At 70.6% G+C, this 17,481-nt stretch carries 12 protein-coding genes; 4 read left to right on the top strand and 8 right to left on the bottom strand.

Annotated elements, in window-relative coordinates; translation table 11 throughout:
* The first annotated feature begins 71 nt into the window (after positions 1 to 71).
* Positions 72 to 1,976: a DUF2339 domain-containing protein gene (locus ABWV20_RS12595; protein WP_353355513.1), complete on the top strand. Its 1,905-nt coding sequence runs from the start codon at positions 72 to 74 to the stop codon at positions 1,974 to 1,976.
* Between the two features lie 67 nt (positions 1,977 to 2,043).
* Positions 2,044 to 3,207 carry an acyltransferase family protein gene (locus tag ABWV20_RS12590; protein ID WP_353355512.1) on the top strand — a complete coding sequence of 388 codons (1,164 nt, stop codon included), beginning with the start codon at positions 2,044 to 2,046 and terminating at the stop codon, positions 3,205 to 3,207.
* On the opposite strand, the gene ABWV20_RS12585 is transcribed toward ABWV20_RS12590, so the two are convergent.
* The 5 genes from ABWV20_RS12585 to ABWV20_RS12565 form a co-directional block, all read right to left on the bottom strand.
* Positions 3,108 to 7,220 (bottom strand): alpha-(1->3)-arabinofuranosyltransferase domain-containing protein, encoded by a 4,113-nt coding sequence (locus ABWV20_RS12585; protein ID WP_353355511.1) that lies wholly within the window; start codon positions 7,218 to 7,220, stop codon positions 3,108 to 3,110. The genes ABWV20_RS12590 and ABWV20_RS12585 overlap by 100 nt on opposite strands.
* Positions 7,217 to 7,966, bottom strand: coding sequence for a class I SAM-dependent methyltransferase (locus ABWV20_RS12580; RefSeq protein WP_353355510.1), 750 nt, complete (start codon positions 7,964 to 7,966; stop codon positions 7,217 to 7,219). Before ABWV20_RS12580 ends, ABWV20_RS12585 begins: the two co-directional genes overlap by 4 nt.
* A complete protein-coding gene (locus ABWV20_RS12575) occupies positions 7,963 to 9,102 on the bottom strand; it encodes a glycosyltransferase family 4 protein (protein WP_353355509.1) in 1,140 nt (379 codons plus the stop codon). The genes ABWV20_RS12580 and ABWV20_RS12575 overlap by 4 nt, the downstream gene beginning before the upstream one ends.
* A gap of 33 nt (positions 9,103 to 9,135) precedes the next feature.
* On the bottom strand, positions 9,136 to 9,333 hold the full coding sequence (locus ABWV20_RS12570; protein ID WP_353355508.1) for a hypothetical protein: 198 nt from the start codon (positions 9,331 to 9,333) through the stop codon (positions 9,136 to 9,138).
* Between the two features lie 98 nt (positions 9,334 to 9,431).
* Positions 9,432 to 11,012, bottom strand: a complete 1,581-nt coding sequence (locus ABWV20_RS12565; RefSeq protein ID WP_353355507.1) for an MmpA family trehalose lipid delivery protein — start codon at positions 11,010 to 11,012, stop codon at positions 9,432 to 9,434.
* Positions 11,013 to 11,022: 10 nt separating this feature from the next.
* Here ABWV20_RS12565 and ABWV20_RS12560 point away from each other — a divergent pair, with 10 nt between their 5' ends.
* Positions 11,023 to 12,312 carry a hypothetical protein gene (locus tag ABWV20_RS12560; protein WP_353355506.1) on the top strand — a complete coding sequence of 430 codons (1,290 nt, stop codon included), beginning with the start codon at positions 11,023 to 11,025 and terminating at the stop codon, positions 12,310 to 12,312.
* Here ABWV20_RS12560 and polA read toward each other — a convergent pair.
* Positions 12,306 to 14,981 carry a DNA polymerase I gene (gene polA, locus ABWV20_RS12555; RefSeq protein WP_353355505.1) on the bottom strand — a complete coding sequence of 892 codons (2,676 nt, stop codon included), beginning with the start codon at positions 14,979 to 14,981 and terminating at the stop codon, positions 12,306 to 12,308. The genes ABWV20_RS12560 and polA overlap by 7 nt on opposite strands.
* A 90-nt stretch (positions 14,982 to 15,071) precedes the next feature.
* On the opposite strand from polA, the gene ABWV20_RS12550 reads away from it, so the two are divergent.
* Complete coding sequence (locus ABWV20_RS12550) at positions 15,072 to 15,491, top strand: PaaI family thioesterase (RefSeq protein WP_353355504.1); 420 nt, start codon at positions 15,072 to 15,074, stop codon at positions 15,489 to 15,491.
* A 5-nt stretch (positions 15,492 to 15,496) separates the two neighbouring features.
* Here ABWV20_RS12550 and ABWV20_RS12545 read toward each other — a convergent pair whose 3' ends face one another.
* Positions 15,497 to 16,084 (bottom strand): GNAT family N-acetyltransferase, encoded by a 588-nt coding sequence (locus ABWV20_RS12545; RefSeq protein WP_353355503.1) that lies wholly within the window; start codon positions 16,082 to 16,084, stop codon positions 15,497 to 15,499.
* 175 nt (positions 16,085 to 16,259) lie between these two features.
* Entirely contained in the window at positions 16,260 to 17,438 is a 1,179-nt protein-coding gene (locus tag ABWV20_RS12540) for a hypothetical protein (protein WP_353355502.1), read from the bottom strand.
* Positions 17,439 to 17,481: the final 43 nt, after the last annotated feature.

The following is a 17,481-nucleotide window of genomic DNA, read 5'->3' as shown; positions in this document are numbered from 1 at the left end:
GCCTACCAGCGAGAACTCCACCTCGTCACTGGCCAGGCCCCGCAGCCAACTCAGAGACCAAGGAGTGACCGGTGAGCGACGTCACCTCGGCCGCTGGAGCTGCTGCGGCGACGGCGAGTCCCACCGGGACGGAGGAACCGACCTCCGAGGTCGAGCGTCCCCCATGGCTGGAGAGGGACCTGCTCAGGACCGCGGTCCTGGTGATCACGATCCTGGCCCTGGCCGCTCGCGCCAGCGTGGTCAAGGACAGCTTCTTCATCACCGATGACTTCATGCTCAGCTCCCGGGCCATGGAGAGCGGCTTCGGGTGGGCCTACCTGACCCGGGTTCACACCGGGCACTTCGAGCCCATCGGTTTCGCCACGATGTGGCTGCTGGCCCACTTCGCCCCGTTGAACTGGGGCGTCACCGTCGCGGTGCTCCTCGCGGGCCAGGCGTTCCTGAGCCGCCAGGTCTGGCTGCTCCTCACCGAGCTGTTCGGCCGTCGCGCCCTGGTCCTCGTGCCGTACGCCATCTTCTGCATCACGCCGCTCACCCTGCCCGCCTTCACATGGCTGGCCGCCGCGATCATCTGGCTGCCCCTGATGATCGCGATCGCGGGAGCGCTGCGTTGGCACACGCGCTACGTCCGGTCGGGCGCGCCACGTGACGCCTGGTGGGCGGTCGCCTGGTTCGTCGTCGGCCTCGCGAGCTTCGAGAAGATCGTCATCTTCCTCCCCTACGTCATCGTCTTCACCTTGGCTGTTGCCCACGGGGCCAGGCTGACGCCCTCCGTGGTGTGGGCCTTGGCCAGGAGGACGCGGTGGGTCTGGCTCGGGTACCTCGTCGCCTCTCTGGGTTATCTGGCCCTGTACGTGCCCGGCGTGCAGAGTGCCGGGAACGACTCGCCGGTGACCGCCCCGGACCCCGGTCCCTTGGCGGACTTCGTCTTCCTCAGCGTGGCGCGGACCTTCGTGCCCGGCACCTTCGGCGGACCCTGGGACTGGCAACCGACGAGCTACGCGCTCGCCATCGTCGACTCGCCCAGGGCGTTCGACTGGGCCCTGTGGATCGTTGCTTCCGCGGTGGTGGTCGGATCTCTCGTCCTTCGCCGAAGTGCCGCCCGGTTCTGGGCTGCCCTCCTCGTCTACCTCCTGGGCTCCATCGCCACGGTGGCAGCCGGACGAGTCGCCTTCGGTGGCTCCATCGTGGCCCTGGAGACTCGTTACCTCGCGGACGCGGTCGTTCCTCTCGTCGTGGCCCTGGGTGCGGCCCTGATGCCGCTCGTCGACGAGACGCGCCCGTGGACCACCACGGCACGTGAGCTGCAGACACGCCTGCCCCGGCCGGCACCACTCGCGGCCCTGTTGACATCGATGGCAGTGATCGCCGGTCTCTCACTTCATGCCTTCGGGGGGTACGCCGCCTTCAGCACCAACAACCCGGCCCGCCAGTTCGTCACGAACACAGTGGAGTCGATCGAGCGGCTGCCCCCTACGGCTGAGGTGTACGACACCGAAGTTCCCGGCCAGATCATCGGACCGCTCTTCGCGTCGTACAACACCGCCAGCCGATACCTGGCCCCGCTCATGCCTGACAGGCGAAAGGACCTGTACGAGCAGCGCGTGTTCACGGCGCCCTACGTCCTCAATGCCACCGGCGCGCTCGTGCCCATGCGGATCAACCCCGTCGCGACGTCCATCCCGCGCGCCAACAGCTGTTACGGGGCAAGGAATGGGACGGTTCGAATCACCTTGTCGCAACCTGTTCACCGCTGGGGATGGGCGGTCCGGATCGGCTACCTCGCAGACGCCCCGGCCTTCGCCACCGTCTCCCTCGGAGATGACAGCCAGGAGGTCCAGCTGTCCGAGGGCCTCGGTGAGGTGTACGTCGCGCTGGTCGCCGAAGGATCCGAACTCGTCTTCACCGGGCTCCCCGAAGACATGAACTTCTGCGTGGGAGACGTGCAGCTCGGGTTCCCCACCCCGGCCGAGTGACGATGAGCATCCGCATCGAGCGCGCCCGCCGCCGCTGTGCGAGGACCCATCGAGGGGGACCACGCTGATGAGGTTGCGCTTCGACGCACTCGACGGACTCCGGTTCGTGGGCGCACTCGCCGTGCTGACGACGCACGTGGGTTTCGACAGTGGGGATGCCCTGCGGGGGCCCTTCGCGTCGATCCTGGCTCGCCTCGATGCGGGGGTTGCCCTGTTCTTCGTCGTGTCGGGCTTCCTGCTCTTCCGCCCCCATGCCATGGCCCACCTGGAGGGGCGTCATCGACCCCGCCCGCTCGCCTACTATGCGCGGCGGGCGGCGCGTATCCTCCCGCCCCTCTGGATCGCCGTGGCGGCTGCCGCCCTGCTGGTGCGGGGCGGCTCGACGGGCGACTACGTGGCCCACGCCACGCTCACGCAGATCTACGTCGACACTCCGTTGACTCCGGGGCTGACCCAGTTCTGGAGCCTTGGGACGGAGGTGGCGTTCTACCTCGTGCTGCCTCTGGTCGCCGCGCTGGTCTGTCGGGGGCCGGGCAACGCCTCGTGGTGTCGGCGTGTTCTCATCGGCTTCTCGGTCCTTCCTGCCGTCGGCGCCGCCTGGATGGCCTTCGCAACCGTCGTCGGACATCCACCGGCGAGGCTGTGGCTGCCCGGATATGTCGGGTGGTTCGCGGTGGGCATGGGACTGGCGGTCTGGCACGCGGGTCGCTCGACGGGAGTGCTGCCGGTTTCTCGACTCGAGGTCCTCGCCCACCACCCGGGCACGGTGTGGGCCCTGCTGGGCGCCCTCTACCTGCTGTCCACCAGCGCGGTGGCCGGACCGATCGACCTGACGGAGCCCACCCCCTTCCAGGCTGCGGCAAAGAACCTGCTCTACGCGGCGATCGGGCTGCTCGCGGTCGCCCCAACCGTGCTGGCCATTCCTCCCGCCGCGGAGCCGCGTGCCCTCGCTCCCCTGACGGGGCGTGCCGGCGTGTGGCTCGGACGAGTCTCCTACGGCGTGTTCGCCTACCACGTCATCGCCCTCGAGCTGGTCAACGAGATCCCGGGCTTTGCGGCCTTCACCGGACGGTTCGGACCACGCTGGGTGCTCACGCTCGCGATGGCGCTCCTCGCCGCGGCCGCCAGCTACTACCTGGTCGAGCGGCCCATCATGCGTCGCGTCCGGGTCGGTCGCCGCTCGGGCCGACACCCGACGGTGCTCAGGATCGAGAGCCAGACCAGGCCCTGAACGAGCCACGAGTCGACGTGTGCTGAGTACGCCGGGAACGGGCGGGCCGTCACCGCGGCGCCCGCGGCGAGCAGCGAGACGAAGGGAAGCCACTCAGTCCTTCGCCTCGTCCCCACCGCGACGACGAGTGCGGCTGCGCCAGCCAACAACGCCACTGGACCGCCGGCGGCCACGGCCACGACAGCCCCCGCGATCGGTGAACCCACCCAGCCGGCCGAAGGGTGCGGCCCCGTCCCCCGGCGCGGTGAGCGCACGGCGATGACCAGCACCAGAAGCGCAAGGAGCGCTCCGACGAAGAGCCCGAACTGGTAGAGCCGGTTGGGAGCGAACTCGGCAACCAGGGCGGTCGCGGGACCGGCAGGGACGACGAAGCCCTGCTGCCACCCGTTGACTCGTATCGGGGTGAGAGCTGCCTCCGGGCCTCTCGCGGTCCATCCCGGGTTGTAGTTCTGGGGCAGGACCAGCACGCTCGCAGCCGAGCGTGCGCCCACACCCGCAGTGAGCACCGACGGACTGGTTCTCTCGACGGAGACCTCGCTCGAGGTATCCGCCTGCCGCCGAAGGGACATGGACCGCAGGGACAGCTGCGAGGGGCTGAACTCCGCGCTGGCCCGCGCTTCGACGGTCACTCGCCCGACCGGCGTGGGCACGACCCCCGCGGTGGCGCACGGCTCCCAGGAGAGGGTCCCTCCGGTCAGCAGCTCCGCGATCGTTCCGCGCACCCGGGTCGCGTACCCTCGGCCCCCGATGGTCAGCTCCGGGCCGAAGCCGCACGGCACCCCTGTGCCTGCCCCGGCGACCAGTGGGACACTGAGCCGCTTCGCACCAAGCAGGCGCAGCTCGCTGAAGCCCAGCGGGGCGAAGGAGTGCCGCCCTGTCTCCGAGTCGATGTTCTCCATGAGCCGGGCCTCGCCGAAGGTCAGGCGCAGCGAACTCGTCCGGATCGGTGGGAACCGGGCCACGCCGGAGTCGTCGGCGGTCACCGTGCGCGTGGTCCCGTTGTCGAACGTCACCGTCACCGTGACCGGCGTCGAGGCCGGCAACTCGCGGCTCTTGGTGATCCTCATCCCCGAGACCCGAATCCTCCGCGGGAGGGAGATCTCGTACCACGGCCGCGGGTCGGCCGGACTGGCCACCCACCCGGTACTGGGGTCCCCGTCGATACCCGCGTCCGGGCGCCCCAATGGTGCGGTGACCAGCCGGGAGGAGGCGGTGGCCTTCCAGCCGGACGGAAGGGCAAGCAGCTCCTCGAGCGCCGGTCCGTCGACCGGGGTGACCTCCCCTTTGACGGAGTACTGCCCTGCTGCGGTCGCTGTCCAGCTGCGCCGCCAGCCGAGCTCCTCAGCGTCCCGACGCAGCGTCGGGCTGCAGGCGACCGTCCCGTCCAGCGTGAGGCACTCGGAACGTCCCGGCTTGCCGGTCTCCAGGAGGACGAGTTGGGGGTCCGACGCTCCGGGGAGGCTGAGCGTCGGACGGGGCGTCACCCCCGGAACCGACAGCTCCGCGACGGAGAAGCCGTTCTGCACCCCGGGCTCGACGTCGACGAGTGTGATCCTCAGCCAGCTCGCTGCGCCCGGGGGGGTCCGGAGGCGAACAGCCGGGCCCGCAACGACGGTGGTTGTCACGGCCCCGATGTCGGTCTCGACCCTGACAGCTCTGGGCCGAGCGGCCACCGGAGATGCTCCGGACAGGGTGATCGTGGTGCCGGCCACCCGCGTCGGGCGGGTGAAGTCCACCTGGAGCCACTCACCGGTCGCCTGTCCGAACCGCCCGCTGAGCCAACGGGTTCGGTCGTCGCCGTCCAACGCTTGCTGCGGCCCCTGGCCCGGGCCCGTCCGCAGCGTCGCATAGGCATCCGACGCCGACGAGGAGGCCCGGACGGACGCAACTCCACTCCAGGTGAGGCTCGACTGGCCTCCGGGGACGGAGTAGTCGATGACCTTCCGCCCCGACCGACCGGGGTCGCCGGTCTCCAACACTCCGGAGGTGTTGTGAGTGGGAAGGCCGAAGTTGACCTCCCGACGCCTCAGGCCGTCGGTGAGGATCGTCGGGCCCCCAGCGGCGTCGCCGACACCCGACGCGTCCGCCTCGAGGAGCACGTCCTGAGGCCCCAAGGCCTCGGTGACGGCCGGGAGGTTTTCCGGGCCGCCGGTCAGGACCGGAAGGGATGCCAGGGGAACCAGCCTGGCCTGGGCTGCGCCGCTGGTCGCGTAGATCTCGATCGACGGCCGCTGCAGCAGGGTGCGGTAGTCGACGGTGATCGTGTCGGACTCGCCGACGGCCCCACTGGGAGGACCGAAGGTGGCGACGCGCTCCAAGCCCGACTCCTGAAGGGACCGCACCATGACACTCGGGGGGTCTCCTTGGGCATCGAGCCGGATGTCGTTGCGCACCAGCACGAACGCGACACCTGCCATCGCGAGCGTGCTGCCCAGTCGCTCCACCCGCTGACCCGTCGCCAGCAGGTCCATCACCGAGTCGAGGAGGCGAGTGGCGCCGGCGGAACCCAGCGGCACGGCATCGCGCACGACGTGGGGCCGCTCCAGGAGCGCCTGGAACGGCTCGTCCTTGGTCGAGCCCCACGTGAAGTCGGCAAAGGCGGCCGAGGGTGCCACGAGCACGCTGCCCGTCTCCGGCTGAGCGTCCAACCAGGCTGCCGCGTCGCGCCAATGGTCCGGGATGGCCGCGTACCCCTCAGGGCGGGCCATGGAGGAGGAGACGGCCGGGGCGGCGGAGGCGACCAGGACACAAGCGACGGCGAATGCCATCAACGGCCTGACCGCAGATCGGACGGGCCGCGTCGGAGTGCGGGCCCGGACCAGTGTCGCCCCCCGCTCAAGAGCCAGGGCGACTCCGACGGTGATCGGGATGCGGACGACGAGCTCGAACTTGTGGGTGTTGCGGAAGGCCGCCAGTGGCCCGTCGAGGAGGTCCTGCAACCAGCTGGCCCAGGGCCACCCGCCCCCACCGTGGTGCCCGAAGGTGACGAGAGCAACCCCCACCACCAACCCGAGCACGAGGAACGAGCGGACCTCCCCCCCAAACCGAAGGCCCAAGAGGCCGACCGCGGCGACCAGGACGGTCGCCATGAGGACCACGGGAACAGTCGTCTGGAGCCAGGCCGCGGGCCATGAAGGGCCGGTCGGGGTGAGCAGGAACCCGAGCCACGCGGAGGTCCCGCGCACCACCTCGAAGGGGCTGGCGGTGCCCGTCGTCACGCTCGCGTTCTCGATCCAGGACAGGAATGGCGGGCTGAAGCGTCCCAAGGCCAGCAGGGGCACGATCCACCAGGTGGCCACGGCCATGATGGCCAACCCCCACGCCACAGCGAGGCGCACGTGGGCCTTGTGCCAGCGCCGGGTCATCAGCCACAACATCGGCAGCACGAGTGTGGCCAGCGTGGCCGCAGCGTTGACGGCGCCGACGAGCAGGAAGGCGAGGGCCGACCGGCTGGCCCTCCAGCTCGTCGAGCGGTCCCGGACGACCAGGGGGAGCAGAACCCAGGGAGACAGGGCCAGCGGCCATACCTCGACCGAGGTCACCGCGATCTCGGCCACAAACCTCGGCGCCGCCGCGAAGGCGATCGCCGCGCCCAGACGTGCCCAGGGGTCCCGTACGCCCAGGGCGCGCGTGAGTAGCCACATGCCGAGCAGCGCCGTGGCGAAGATCGTTGTCCACCAGAGGCGCTGGACCACCCACGGTGGGAAGCCGGCGGAGGACAGGGCCCAGTGGAACGGCCCGACCGGGAAGAGGTAGCCGTACGCCTGGTTCTGCAGCTGTCCGAAGGCCCCACCGGGGTCCCAGAGGTGCAAGGCCCGGCCCAGGAACGCGCCGGGGTCGGCAGTCAGGTCGAGCTTCGTGTCAGGGACGATGAGCCCGGTCGACTGACGGAAGGCCACCGCCGCGAACGCAGTGACGGCAACGAGCAGGCGTACCCGCCACACGAGCGCGCGGGGACCGCTCTTGAGGGCGCTGTGAGTGGGACGGAGCTCCTGGTGCAGAGCAGCTGTCATGACTTGCGCAAGACCAGGACGGCGTTCCAGCTGACGGCCTCACGCAGGCCCGGCACCCGGATGACCCACTTCGCCCATGCCGGGTGGTACCTCGGCAGTACGTCCACCACGTCCACCCGACCCTCAGCCGCCGCGCCGCCGGCCCAGCGCATCATGCGGCTGATCGAGCACGCGTAGAGGCTGCTACCGAAGTCGTTCTTGGGACGCCGCCCGTGGATGCGAGCGTACCGATTCGCGGCCCGCCGTCCCCCGAGGTAGTGCCACGGCGACGTCTCGTGGCCCCCCCAGGGCGAGAGCCACGGGGTCCATGAGATCACGATGGTCCCGCCCGACCGAGTGACCCGCACCATCTCCTCCGCCATCCGCTCAGGGGAGGGCACGTGCTCGAGGACATTGCTCGAGTAGGCGAGGTCGACCGAGGCGGTTGCCACCGGCAGCTCGAGGCCGGAGGCCCGGACGGTGTTCACTCCGGCGCGCCCCCGCGCTGTGAGCTCACCCACATCCGGGTCGAGTCCGGCGTAGCGCGCTCCTGCCGCCAGGAAGGAGTCCGCGAAGTAGCCGGGGCCCCCGCCGACGTCGAGAACCGTGGCGCCCTCCAGAGGAAGCCACCGCCGGAGCTCGCGGATGGAGTCCTGTGCGAGCATGGAATAGAAGTGGTCCGGGTCGCTCTGCTCGACACGAAAGGCCCTGAACAGCTGGATGGACCGTCGGAGCGAGCCCGAGGGCTCGAGGAGGTGTCCCGTCACGCGGAGACCACCTGGCGACCGCGGTCGCCGGCGTCCTTCCGGGCCACGGACTCGAGCAGTCGGTCCCACTCTTCGACGGCAGCGTCCCAGGTGTAGCGATGGGAGAGCGCTCGCGCGTTCTCGGCGAGCTGCTCCCGTCTGGGGCCATCGCCGAGGAGGGCACGGGTCACCTCCGCCATCTCCGCCACATCGGCGACGAGGACCCCGGTGACGCCGTCGACGACCGACTCGGACAGCCCGCCTGCGCCGTGGTGGGCGATCGTCGGCACCCCGTGTGAGGCCGCCTCCACGACATTGAGGCCCCATCCCTCTTTGGCGCTGGGGGCCAGGGCCAGCCAGGCGCGGGCCAGCTCGCGATGCTTCGTCTCCTCGTCGACATGACCGAGGAGCCGCACCCGGTCCGCGACACCCGACGTCGCCACGTACCTTTCGACGGCGGGACGCCACCACCCGTCCCCGACGACCCGCAGCTCGACATCCGGCACGTCATGGCGCACATCCGCCAGCACGTCGATGGCGAGCTCGACCCTTTTGTGGGGCACGAGCCGGCCGAGCACGACGATGGTCGGACGCTCGGATCGCGTCGCACCAAGGGCGAGCGGGCGATCGGCTCCGTTGTGGATGACATGGATCAACTCGGGGTCGCGTCCGAGCTCGATGATCTCCTGCCTGCTGCGGTCCGACACCGTGACGCAGCGAACGCTCCGGTAGGCCACGGGGGCGACACGAGACTCGATCCACCACCCCAGACGAGAGACGACGGGCCCGAAGACGACGGGCCACTGTTCCCGGTGGACGTGGTGGATCAGCGAGATGACTGGGTAGTCCACGGCCAGCGGAGCCCAGAACGGCAGACCGTTCTGCGTGTCGACCACGACGTCGAAGGAGCCTTCTTTGCGAGCCATGCGCCGCAGCGCCAAGAGGCTCTTGGCATAGACCCCGAGACGCCCACCTGAGCGCACGATCCGGTATCCGTCGAGGTCCTCGACACCAGGTGCACCGTCGTGAGCCGCACAGAAGAGCACGACGTCGTGGCCGCGGCTGGCGAGGCCGGCACAGATCGTCTGGGCGTAGCGTTCGGCGCCCCCACCCTCAGGGTGGGTGAGATCGCGCCAGTTGAGGAAGGCGATTCGCACTGGATGAGCCGGGTCGCGCCAGGAGCGGCGCCCTCAGCCTCCGTAGTGGATGAGCTGGCCCGGGTCGACCAGCTGCCCGGGACCGGACTGGACGGCAGACGAGTCGTTGGGCGCGCTCGAGGAGATCACCGCGTTGACGGCGGCGATGGCCAGGCCGGCTCCTGCGAGCAGGCTCACACCGGCGATGAGGAGGGCAGACAGGCGACTTCCGCGACGGGGCTGATTCGACACTGATTTCCTCTCAGCACGCCACCACGGCGTGACTTACTGGTGAGTATGTTAGCGGCAAAGCGGGATGTGGCAAGTGAGGCAACCGGTCTCGGTGCTGATCACGGGACTCCCCAGATCCTGAACGTCGAGGTCTCCGACAGCAGCCGGAGCCGACCGGCTGCCGCCGTCACTCCCGGGCTCTGCCGCCACTCGACCACCTTGGTGATCCCGAGCCTGCCGAGCTCGGTCGGCTCGATCCGCCCCTCCCGCCAACCGGTCGCCGCTGACGGGTCACTGGAACCGACCTCGAACCATTCCCCGTCGCGCTCGACGACGAGGTCGGATGCCGCGATCACGTCTCCGGGAAGAGCCCGTGGGAGCGGGTCCAGGAAGGGCCGATCCCCATTCCATGGCGTCAGCCGCATCGGCTGCCAAGGCAGCACCAGAGTGCGGTCGCCCGCGACGAGTGCGACCGCACTGCTCCAGTCCGGCGGGAAGTCGACCGGCACGTAGGCCTGACGCAGCCGCATGGGCGCGTCCGGGGACGCCAGGAGCACCACGGCCGCGCCGGCGCAGACGGCGCCCGCCACCACGGCCCGCCGTGCGACCCCGGTCTGCCCCTCCCCCACACGCTGGTGAGCAAGGTCCACGAGACGGCCGACGCCCAGGGGAACGGCCACGGCGAACGCGAAGGCCGAGATCGCGAGCAGCCGGTGCGTGTCGCGGAAGAGAGCCACGCCCGGCACGGACTGAGCCGCGGCGAAGGCTGGCAGCCCGATCGGGGAAGCGAGGAGCAGGACGAGCACCGGCGGAACGACCAGCCCCAGCCAGAGGAGGCGGCGACGCGAATGCCCACAGTGCATCGTTCCCAGAGCGGCGAGCAGCAGGAGGAGCGTCATGGCGGCCACTGCGGCCGGCTCGTCCCGCGAGGCCAACCTGGCCCCCTCCGCCCAGACACCACCGCCGGTGAGGATGTCGAGGACCCCGCTCGGCCCCGTGGAGTCGACGCGGAAGGCCGCGGCCCCTGCGGAGTCTCCGGCCCCGGTCCGACCCCCGAGAGCAGGAACGAGCCACGGGAGGCACCACGCGACCCCGAGACCCATGACGGCGCCCGTCTCCCCGCGGCTGCGTCCAGCGAGGACCGAGAGCGCCACTGCTGCGCAGGCGGCGGTCAGCCCGCCCGTGGGGGTGAGAGCAGCGGGCACTGCTGCGAGAACGACGAGGGCCACTCGCCGGCGGGGCCGCCCCGGACGGATGCTCGCCGCCACGAGCCAGGGCAACATGGACCAAGCCAGCAGGGTGGGTGCCTGGCCGAGCAGCAGCCGCTCGGCCGGGTAGGGAGACCAGGTGCCGACGACGCCGCCGAGGCCTGCGACGAGTGGGCCGCGGTGACGGAGCAGGACCGCGACCCCGGCGCCACCGAGCCAGAGGGACCCGAGGAGAATCATCTTCTGCTGCAACCAGGTCGGAACGACAGGATCGCACCACGCCATGAGCGCGTCGAGGGGCACCGCGCGCGGCGCGGAGCCGTCATATCCCCACGTGCGGGGGCTCAGGGTCGGGTCAGGCACCGTGACGAAGTCCCGGTAGAGCAGGTAACCCGGACTCAGGGCGGGCCACAGCATGAGCAAGGTCACGGCTGCCGAGAGCACGATGCTGACCGCTGCCGCCACCATGGCGGGGCGCCGGGCTGGCATCATGCTCGGCACTATGGCACAACGGACGACGCACGACGCCCCTGCCGCCAACCGGTTTGCCCGCTCGGGCGTGTTCCTGCTCGTCGGCACGTTGGTGTCGAACCTGCTCAGCTATGCGTTCTTCGCCGTCCTCAGCCGGCGCATGAGTCCGGCCGACCTCGGCGCGGTCGGCTCGATGATCAACCTCAGCGTCATTGCCGGTATCCCAGCCCTCGGCCTCCAGCTCGTGGCGGCTCGGTTGGTAGCGCGACGTGCGCATGACCGGACCCGTGTTCGCGATCTCGAGATCCGACTGCTCAAGGCGGCCTTCTGGCTCGGCGTCACCACGGCCGCCCTCCTGACCGTCGCGTCCCCGTTGCTCGCCATCGTCCTCGACATCACGGTGGGCGCAGCCCTGGTCCTCGCCGTGGGCATGGTCCCGCTCGCCGTTCTCCTCGCGGCCCAGGGTCTGCTCCAAGGACGCGAGCGCTTCATCGCACTGTCAGCAGCTCTCGCACTGGTCGGCGTGGGCAAGGTCGCGGCGGCCCTTCTCGCCAACCGGGTCGGCCCCGACGCCACGGCGGTCGTCGGCCTCTACGTCCTGGGCCTCCTGCTCGTTGCCCTCTTCTGCCTGCTCCTCGTGCTGTTCGACCCGGTTGACCGCGCGGGGCGGGCCGGCCTCACTCGACCCCTCCTTGCCCCACCCCCCGGGGCCACCGCACGCCTCGTCCGGCTCGTCGCGGCCGCCGTGGTACCGACGTCAGGCTTGCTCTTCCTCGTCAGCGTCGACGTTCTGCTGGCCAGGCACGAGCTGGCTGCTGCTGACTCGGGCCACTACACGATCGGAGCGCTCTTCGAAAAGGCCGCCTTCTGGGGCATGAGCTTCCTCGCGACCCTGTTCTACCCGGCGATGGCGCATGAGGCCCGCCGTCGCGCTGCGCTCGTCCGCGCCCTGACCGTCACGGCGGGCCTCGGCCTGGTCGGAACGGCGGGGACCGCAGCGGTCGGGAATCAGCTCGCCACGCTCGTCGGCGGGCCCAGCTTCACGTCGCTCGGCGCCGACCTGTGGCGCTTCGTGGCGTTCGGGGTGGCTCTCGCTCTCGTCCAGGTGCTGGCCTACGCCGGTGTCGCCGCGGCGTCGATGCGCATGGGCGTCGCCATGTGGGTCGTGAGCACTGCAGCGGTGACCTGGGTGGCCATGGCCGGCAAGACCGTCAGCGACGTCGTCACGATCATGCTGATCTGCGCCATCGGCCTGGTCGCCGCCGGGCTCTACATCGAGCGGGGGACGCTGCTCGGAGGCCGGGTCGCGTCGCGTCAGTGAGCCGCGTCGTGCCACGAGCGGCCCACCCCGATGTTGACGTCGAGCGGGACGTCCATCTCGGCGGCGTGCCCCATCTGCTCGCGCACGATCCGCTCGACGTCGGCGCGCTCGTCCCCGGCCACCTCGAGCACGAGCTCGTCGTGCACCTGCAGCAGGATCCGCGACCGGGCACCGGCCGCGGCCAGGGCCCGGTCGACGCCGATCATGGCCACCTTCATGATGTCGGCGGCTGAGCCCTGGATCGGCGCGTTGAGCGCCATCCGCTCGGCCATCTCGCGCCGCTGCCGGTTGTCCGACGTCAGGTCGGGCAGGTACCGACGACGTCCGAACATCGTGGCCGTGAAACCCGTACCGCGGGCCTCCGCCACGATCTCGTCGAGATAGGCGCGCACTCCCCCGAAGCGCGCGAAGTAGCCCTCCATGAGGGCACGAGCCTCGTCGGTGCTGATGGTCAGCTGCTTGGACAGGCCGTACGCGGAAAGCCCGTAGGCCAGACCGTAGGACATCGCCTTGACCTTCGAGCGCATCTCAGCCGTCACGTCCTGCGGGGCCACTCCGAAGACCTGGGAGCCGACGAAGCGGTGCAGGTCCTCCCCCGAGCGGAAGGCCTCGATGAGCCCCTCGTCCCCCGACAGGTGCGCCATGACCCGCATCTCGATCTGGGAGTAGTCGGCCGACATGAGCGCTTCGTAGCCGTCCCCGACGACGAACAGCTCGCGGATCCGTCGCCCCTCCTCGGTGCGGATGGGGACGTTCTGGAGGTTGGGCTCGGTCGACGAGAGCCGGCCGGTGGCGGCGATCGTCTGGAGGTAGGTCGTGTGGATCCGCCCGTCGTCGCTGACCGACTTCTGCAGGCCCTCGACCGTGACGCGCAGCTTGGCGGCGTCGCGGTGCCGGAGCAACGCCTCCAGGAAAGGGTGCTCGGTCTTGGCGTAGAGCTCCGCCAACGCGTCCGCGTCCGTGGTGTATCCGGTCTTCGTCTTCTTCGTCTTCGGCATGCCCAGGGTCTCGAAGAGGACGACCTGGAGCTGCTTCGGCGAACCGAGGTTGATCTGGTCGCCCCCGATGGCGTCCCAGCAGTCCTGCTGGGCCTGGGCCACCTTGGCGCCGAATGTCTGCTCGAGCGAGTCGAGCCCGGTCGCGTCCACCGCGATGCCCGCGCGCTCCATCCGGGCGAGCACGTCGACGAGGGGCAGCTCCACGTCCGCGAGCAGCTCGGTGCCGCCGGTGGCGGCCACCTGCTCGTCGAGCACGGCAGCGAGGTCGCGCACGGCGGTGGCTCGGACCATGTCCTGCAAGGCCGCCTTCTCGTCGGCGTCACCGCCGAAGTCGAGCATGCCCTGCCCGTGCGCGTCGATCGTCGCACTCAGCTCGCGCCTGAGGTGCCGTAGGACGAGGTCGTCGAGGTGGTAGGTGCGCTGGTCGGGCTTGACGATGTAGGCCGCCAGCTGCGTGTCACTGGTGAGCCCACGGAGCGTCCAGCCCCGCGCCGCGAGGGCCTCGATCGGACCCTTCGCATCGTGCATCGCCTTGGGCTGCTTCTCGTCCTCGAGCCACGCCCCGACGGCTGCCTCACCGGCGGGGTCGAGGGTCGTCAGGTCGATCCACGCCGCGGTGCCGTCCGGGGCAGCGACCGCCAGCGCGACGGCGTCCCCGGTGCCCCGCGCCCACGAGCCCGTCACGGCCAAGCCGGCGCGCTCCCCACCGGACAGGTGCTCACCGATCCACCGCGGCACCGCCGGCACCGCCAGGATGCTCCCATCGACCTCGAAGCCCTGGTCGGCCTCGGGGGTGCTGGCTTCGACCTCGGCGAAGAGGCGGTCGCGCAGCACGCGGAACTCCAGGCGGTCGAAGACCTCGTGCACCTCCTCACGGGCCCACTGGCGCCGTTCGAGGTCGTCGACCGTGCATCCGACCGGGGCGTCCTTGACGAGCTGGTTGAGCCGGCGGTTGCGGAGCACCTGGTCGAGGTGGCTTCGCAGCGAGTCACCGGCCTTGCCCTTGATCTGGTCGATCGCCGCGACGATGCCCTCGAGGTCGCCGAACTGGTTGATCCACTTCGCTGCGGTCTTGGGGCCGACTCCCGGGACACCAGGCAGGTTGTCGGACGACTCCCCCACCATCGCCGCGAGGTCGCTGTAGCGGGCCGGGGGGACGCCGTACTTCTCCTCGACCTGCGCCGGGCCCATCCGCCACACCTCCGACACGCCCCGGACCGGGTAGAGGATCGTGACGTTGTCGCTGACGAGCTGGAAGGTGTCGCGATCGCCCGAGCAGATGAGGACCTCGAGTCCCTTGGCGTCGGCCTCGCTGGCGATCGTGGCGATGATGTCGTCGGCCTCGTAGCCGTCGAGCTCGCAGTAGCGGATCCGCAGCGCGTCGAGCACTTCCTTGACCAGCGGCAGCTGGCCGGTGAACTCGTCCGGCGTGCGGGCCCGGCCGGCCTTGTACTCGGCGTACTCCTCGGAGCGGAACGTCTGTCGCGACTTGTCGAAGGCAACGACGACGTGCGTCGGCTGCTCGTCCCGCAGCATGTTGATGAGCATCGACGTGAACCCGTAGACAGCGTTGGTGTGCTGGCCCGTCACGGTCGAGAAGTTCTCCGCCGGAAGGGCGAAGAAGGCGCGGTAGGCAAGCGAGTGTCCATCGAGGAGGAGAAGTCGGCTCACCCGGGAGAGCCTAGTGTCCGGGGCCGACACCAGCGTGGGGCGGATGATCGTCCGACGCACCTGCTGGCGGCTGGCGCTACCATCGCCGTCATGTCTGAGCCCACGCATCTCGAGTCGATCCACACGGTGGGCGTCGGTGCCCTGGCCGATCGGATGGGGATCGAGATCGTCGAGGCGACACCCGAGCGGTTGGTGGGCACGATGCCCGTCGACGGGAACACCCAGCCCTACGGCCTGCTCCACGGCGGTGCCAGCGTCGTCCTCGCTGAGACGCTCGGCTCGTTCGGCGCCGCGCTCTCGGCGGGCCCGGACCGCGTCGCCGTCGGCCTCGACATCAACGCGACCCACCACCGGGCCGCACGGTCGGGGATCGTCACGGGCACGGCGACGCGGCTGAGCGCGGGGCGCTCGGTGGCCAGCTACGAGGTCGTCGTGACCGACGACGAGGGGCGTCGCCTCTGCACGGCGCGGATCAGCTGTCTGCTGCGAGACCGGGCCCCCGGCGCCTGACTCCCCTATCCGGCGGCCCCCGGGGACTGGGCCGTGGCCGTCCGGGCGCGCACGTCGCGGCGTCGCTGCAGCACCTTGTCGAGCGAGTAGCGCTGCGCCCGCGGCTCGCCGGCGAGCTTGCGTTGCAGCGTCGCCGACGAGGTGACACGACGGACCGTCTCTGGGGCGAACCCCAGCCGGGCGAAGAACCGGTTGGCCTCACGGTCCTGGGCCGGAACCGCGCTGACGAGGTGCTCGCACCCGTTGCGGTCCGCGTAGCGTGAAGCCGCGGCGAGCAGGCCCTTCCCGACCCCTTGCCGCCGGTAGTCCGCGTGCACGTAGAGCATGTCGATCGAGACGCTCGGCGCCGCCACCAAGAGGCTGCGCGTGGTGTCGGCGATGACGACATAGCCCGCGGGGACGCCGTCGACGAACGCGATGTATGCCGTCACGTCGTGTCGCGCCAGCGCGCGACGGAGTGTGCCGTCGGCGGCGAGGCGACAGGCAGCCTCGGGCGTCGTCCCGATCTCGATGCGGTGAGCGATCCACAGCTCGATGAACTGGGCTTCTAGACCGGCCTCGACCCGCTGGACGGTAACCAGCGAACGACCCATACGTCCCTCCAAGTTGTGTGCCCCGGAAGTCACCCGCCTGACCTTACGTGCAGAAGGGTCCAGAGCGAAAGGGGCAGGTTTGCGGCCTCTCGTCCGCTCCGCCGGGGTTCGCGACAGACGTCGGTATGCCGCTGGGCCGGCCGCCAGCCAAGCGCCGGCTTGCGGTGTGGCTGGCCTAGGGTCGGGCGGACCACAGCCGGTTGGGCCCGTCGCCCTGCCGGGTCACCAGATACAGCACGTCGCCGACGGCCGCGGCGGCCATCGGCGCCCCCGGGGGGCCGGTGCGCTCGTCCCACCCGCGTGACGTTCCTTCGAGGACGAGACCGGGCAGGGCGATGTAGCTCGATCCGGCGATCCCGACCGGGGGCGGCACCACCTGCTTGTCCGCGAGGACGACCTGCGGCGTCGTGAGTCTCGTCGGCGTCGACCCTTGCACGTCCCAGACGGCCAAGGCGTCGCCGTCGGCACCCACCACGAGGCAGCGGGACTGTTCACAGCGTGCAGAGTGGGCCTCCGCGATGGACTGGGCTGCCGGGAGCCGGACGAGTGTCCAGGGACCCTGTGGGCCGGACGCGAACCACAGCGCCGGAACCGACACCACGGACCCGCCGCCGAGGTCGGTGACCGATCCTGCCAGGGCCAGCCCCTGCCCTGTCGTGGCGATGAACCGGGCACCGTTGAGGGCTGTCGGCGTGCTCCCGAGTGGCGTACCCGTGGAGTCCTGCCGCGCCCAGCGGTCCTCAGAGGCCCGCCACAACGACACGTCGTTGCCGGTCCGCTCGCTGGCCCAGGCCCCCGCGATGACCGGTTCGGCTCCCGCGAAGGCGACACCGGTGAGGTCGCCGGCGCCCCAGCCACCGAAGACTCCGAAGGGTTGCGGGTGCTCGACGAGCTGAGGAGTCCTGCCTGTGGCGCTGCCCTGCCACACCGTCCACCGGACGTTGGCGTGCGCCCCACCACGGGCCCCACCCACAGCGACGAGGTGACCGTCGGCGACGGCGATCGAGACCCACCGCGCGACGAAGGCGTACGGCGAGTGCGGCTCGACCTGGATGGGCGTCAGGCGCTGGTCCCGGACGATGAACATCACGGGGCGCGGGCGGTCGGTGGCGAAGCCACCGATGACCAGCGCGTCGTCGGCTGGCACCACCGTGACGGGCTCGACCCCGTCGGGCAGGGTGAGCTCGGCCCACGTCAGGGGTTGCGCGGTCGTGACGGCCCCCGAGCCGGACGTCGACCGGCCCGGCGCCCCGACCTGGCAGCCGGCAGCCAGCACCGCCACCGCGAGAACGACGAGCACCGACAGCTGGGCTCGTCCTCTGGAGCGGGGACGGCGACCACCCGAAGGTCCCATCCACTGATGGTCCCAGAGCGGCCGCCGTCCCCTCAACGGGAAT

This window comes from Intrasporangium sp. DVR (assembly GCF_040365325.1).
Taxonomy (GTDB): domain Bacteria; phylum Actinomycetota; class Actinomycetes; order Actinomycetales; family Dermatophilaceae; genus Intrasporangium.
The sequence above is the reverse complement of the archived record's forward strand: the minus strand, read 5'-3'. Positions and strand labels throughout refer to the sequence as shown.

Coding starts and splice junctions, on each gene's coding strand:
- ABWV20_RS12590 (WP_353355512.1), top strand. CDS start 2,044: ATGAGGTTGCGCTTCGACGCACTCGACGGACTCCGGTTCGTGGGCGCA.
- ABWV20_RS12585 (WP_353355511.1), bottom strand. CDS start 7,220: ATGACAGCTGCTCTGCACCAGGAGCTCCGTCCCACTCACAGCGCCCTC.
- ABWV20_RS12565 (WP_353355507.1), bottom strand. CDS start 11,012: ATGATGCCAGCCCGGCGCCCCGCCATGGTGGCGGCAGCGGTCAGCATC.
- ABWV20_RS12560 (WP_353355506.1), top strand. CDS start 11,023: ATGGCACAACGGACGACGCACGACGCCCCTGCCGCCAACCGGTTTGCC.
- ABWV20_RS12550 (WP_353355504.1), top strand. CDS start 15,072: ATGTCTGAGCCCACGCATCTCGAGTCGATCCACACGGTGGGCGTCGGT.
- ABWV20_RS12545 (WP_353355503.1), bottom strand. CDS start 16,084: ATGGGTCGTTCGCTGGTTACCGTCCAGCGGGTCGAGGCCGGTCTAGAA.
- ABWV20_RS12540 (WP_353355502.1), bottom strand. CDS start 17,438: ATGGGACCTTCGGGTGGTCGCCGTCCCCGCTCCAGAGGACGAGCCCAG.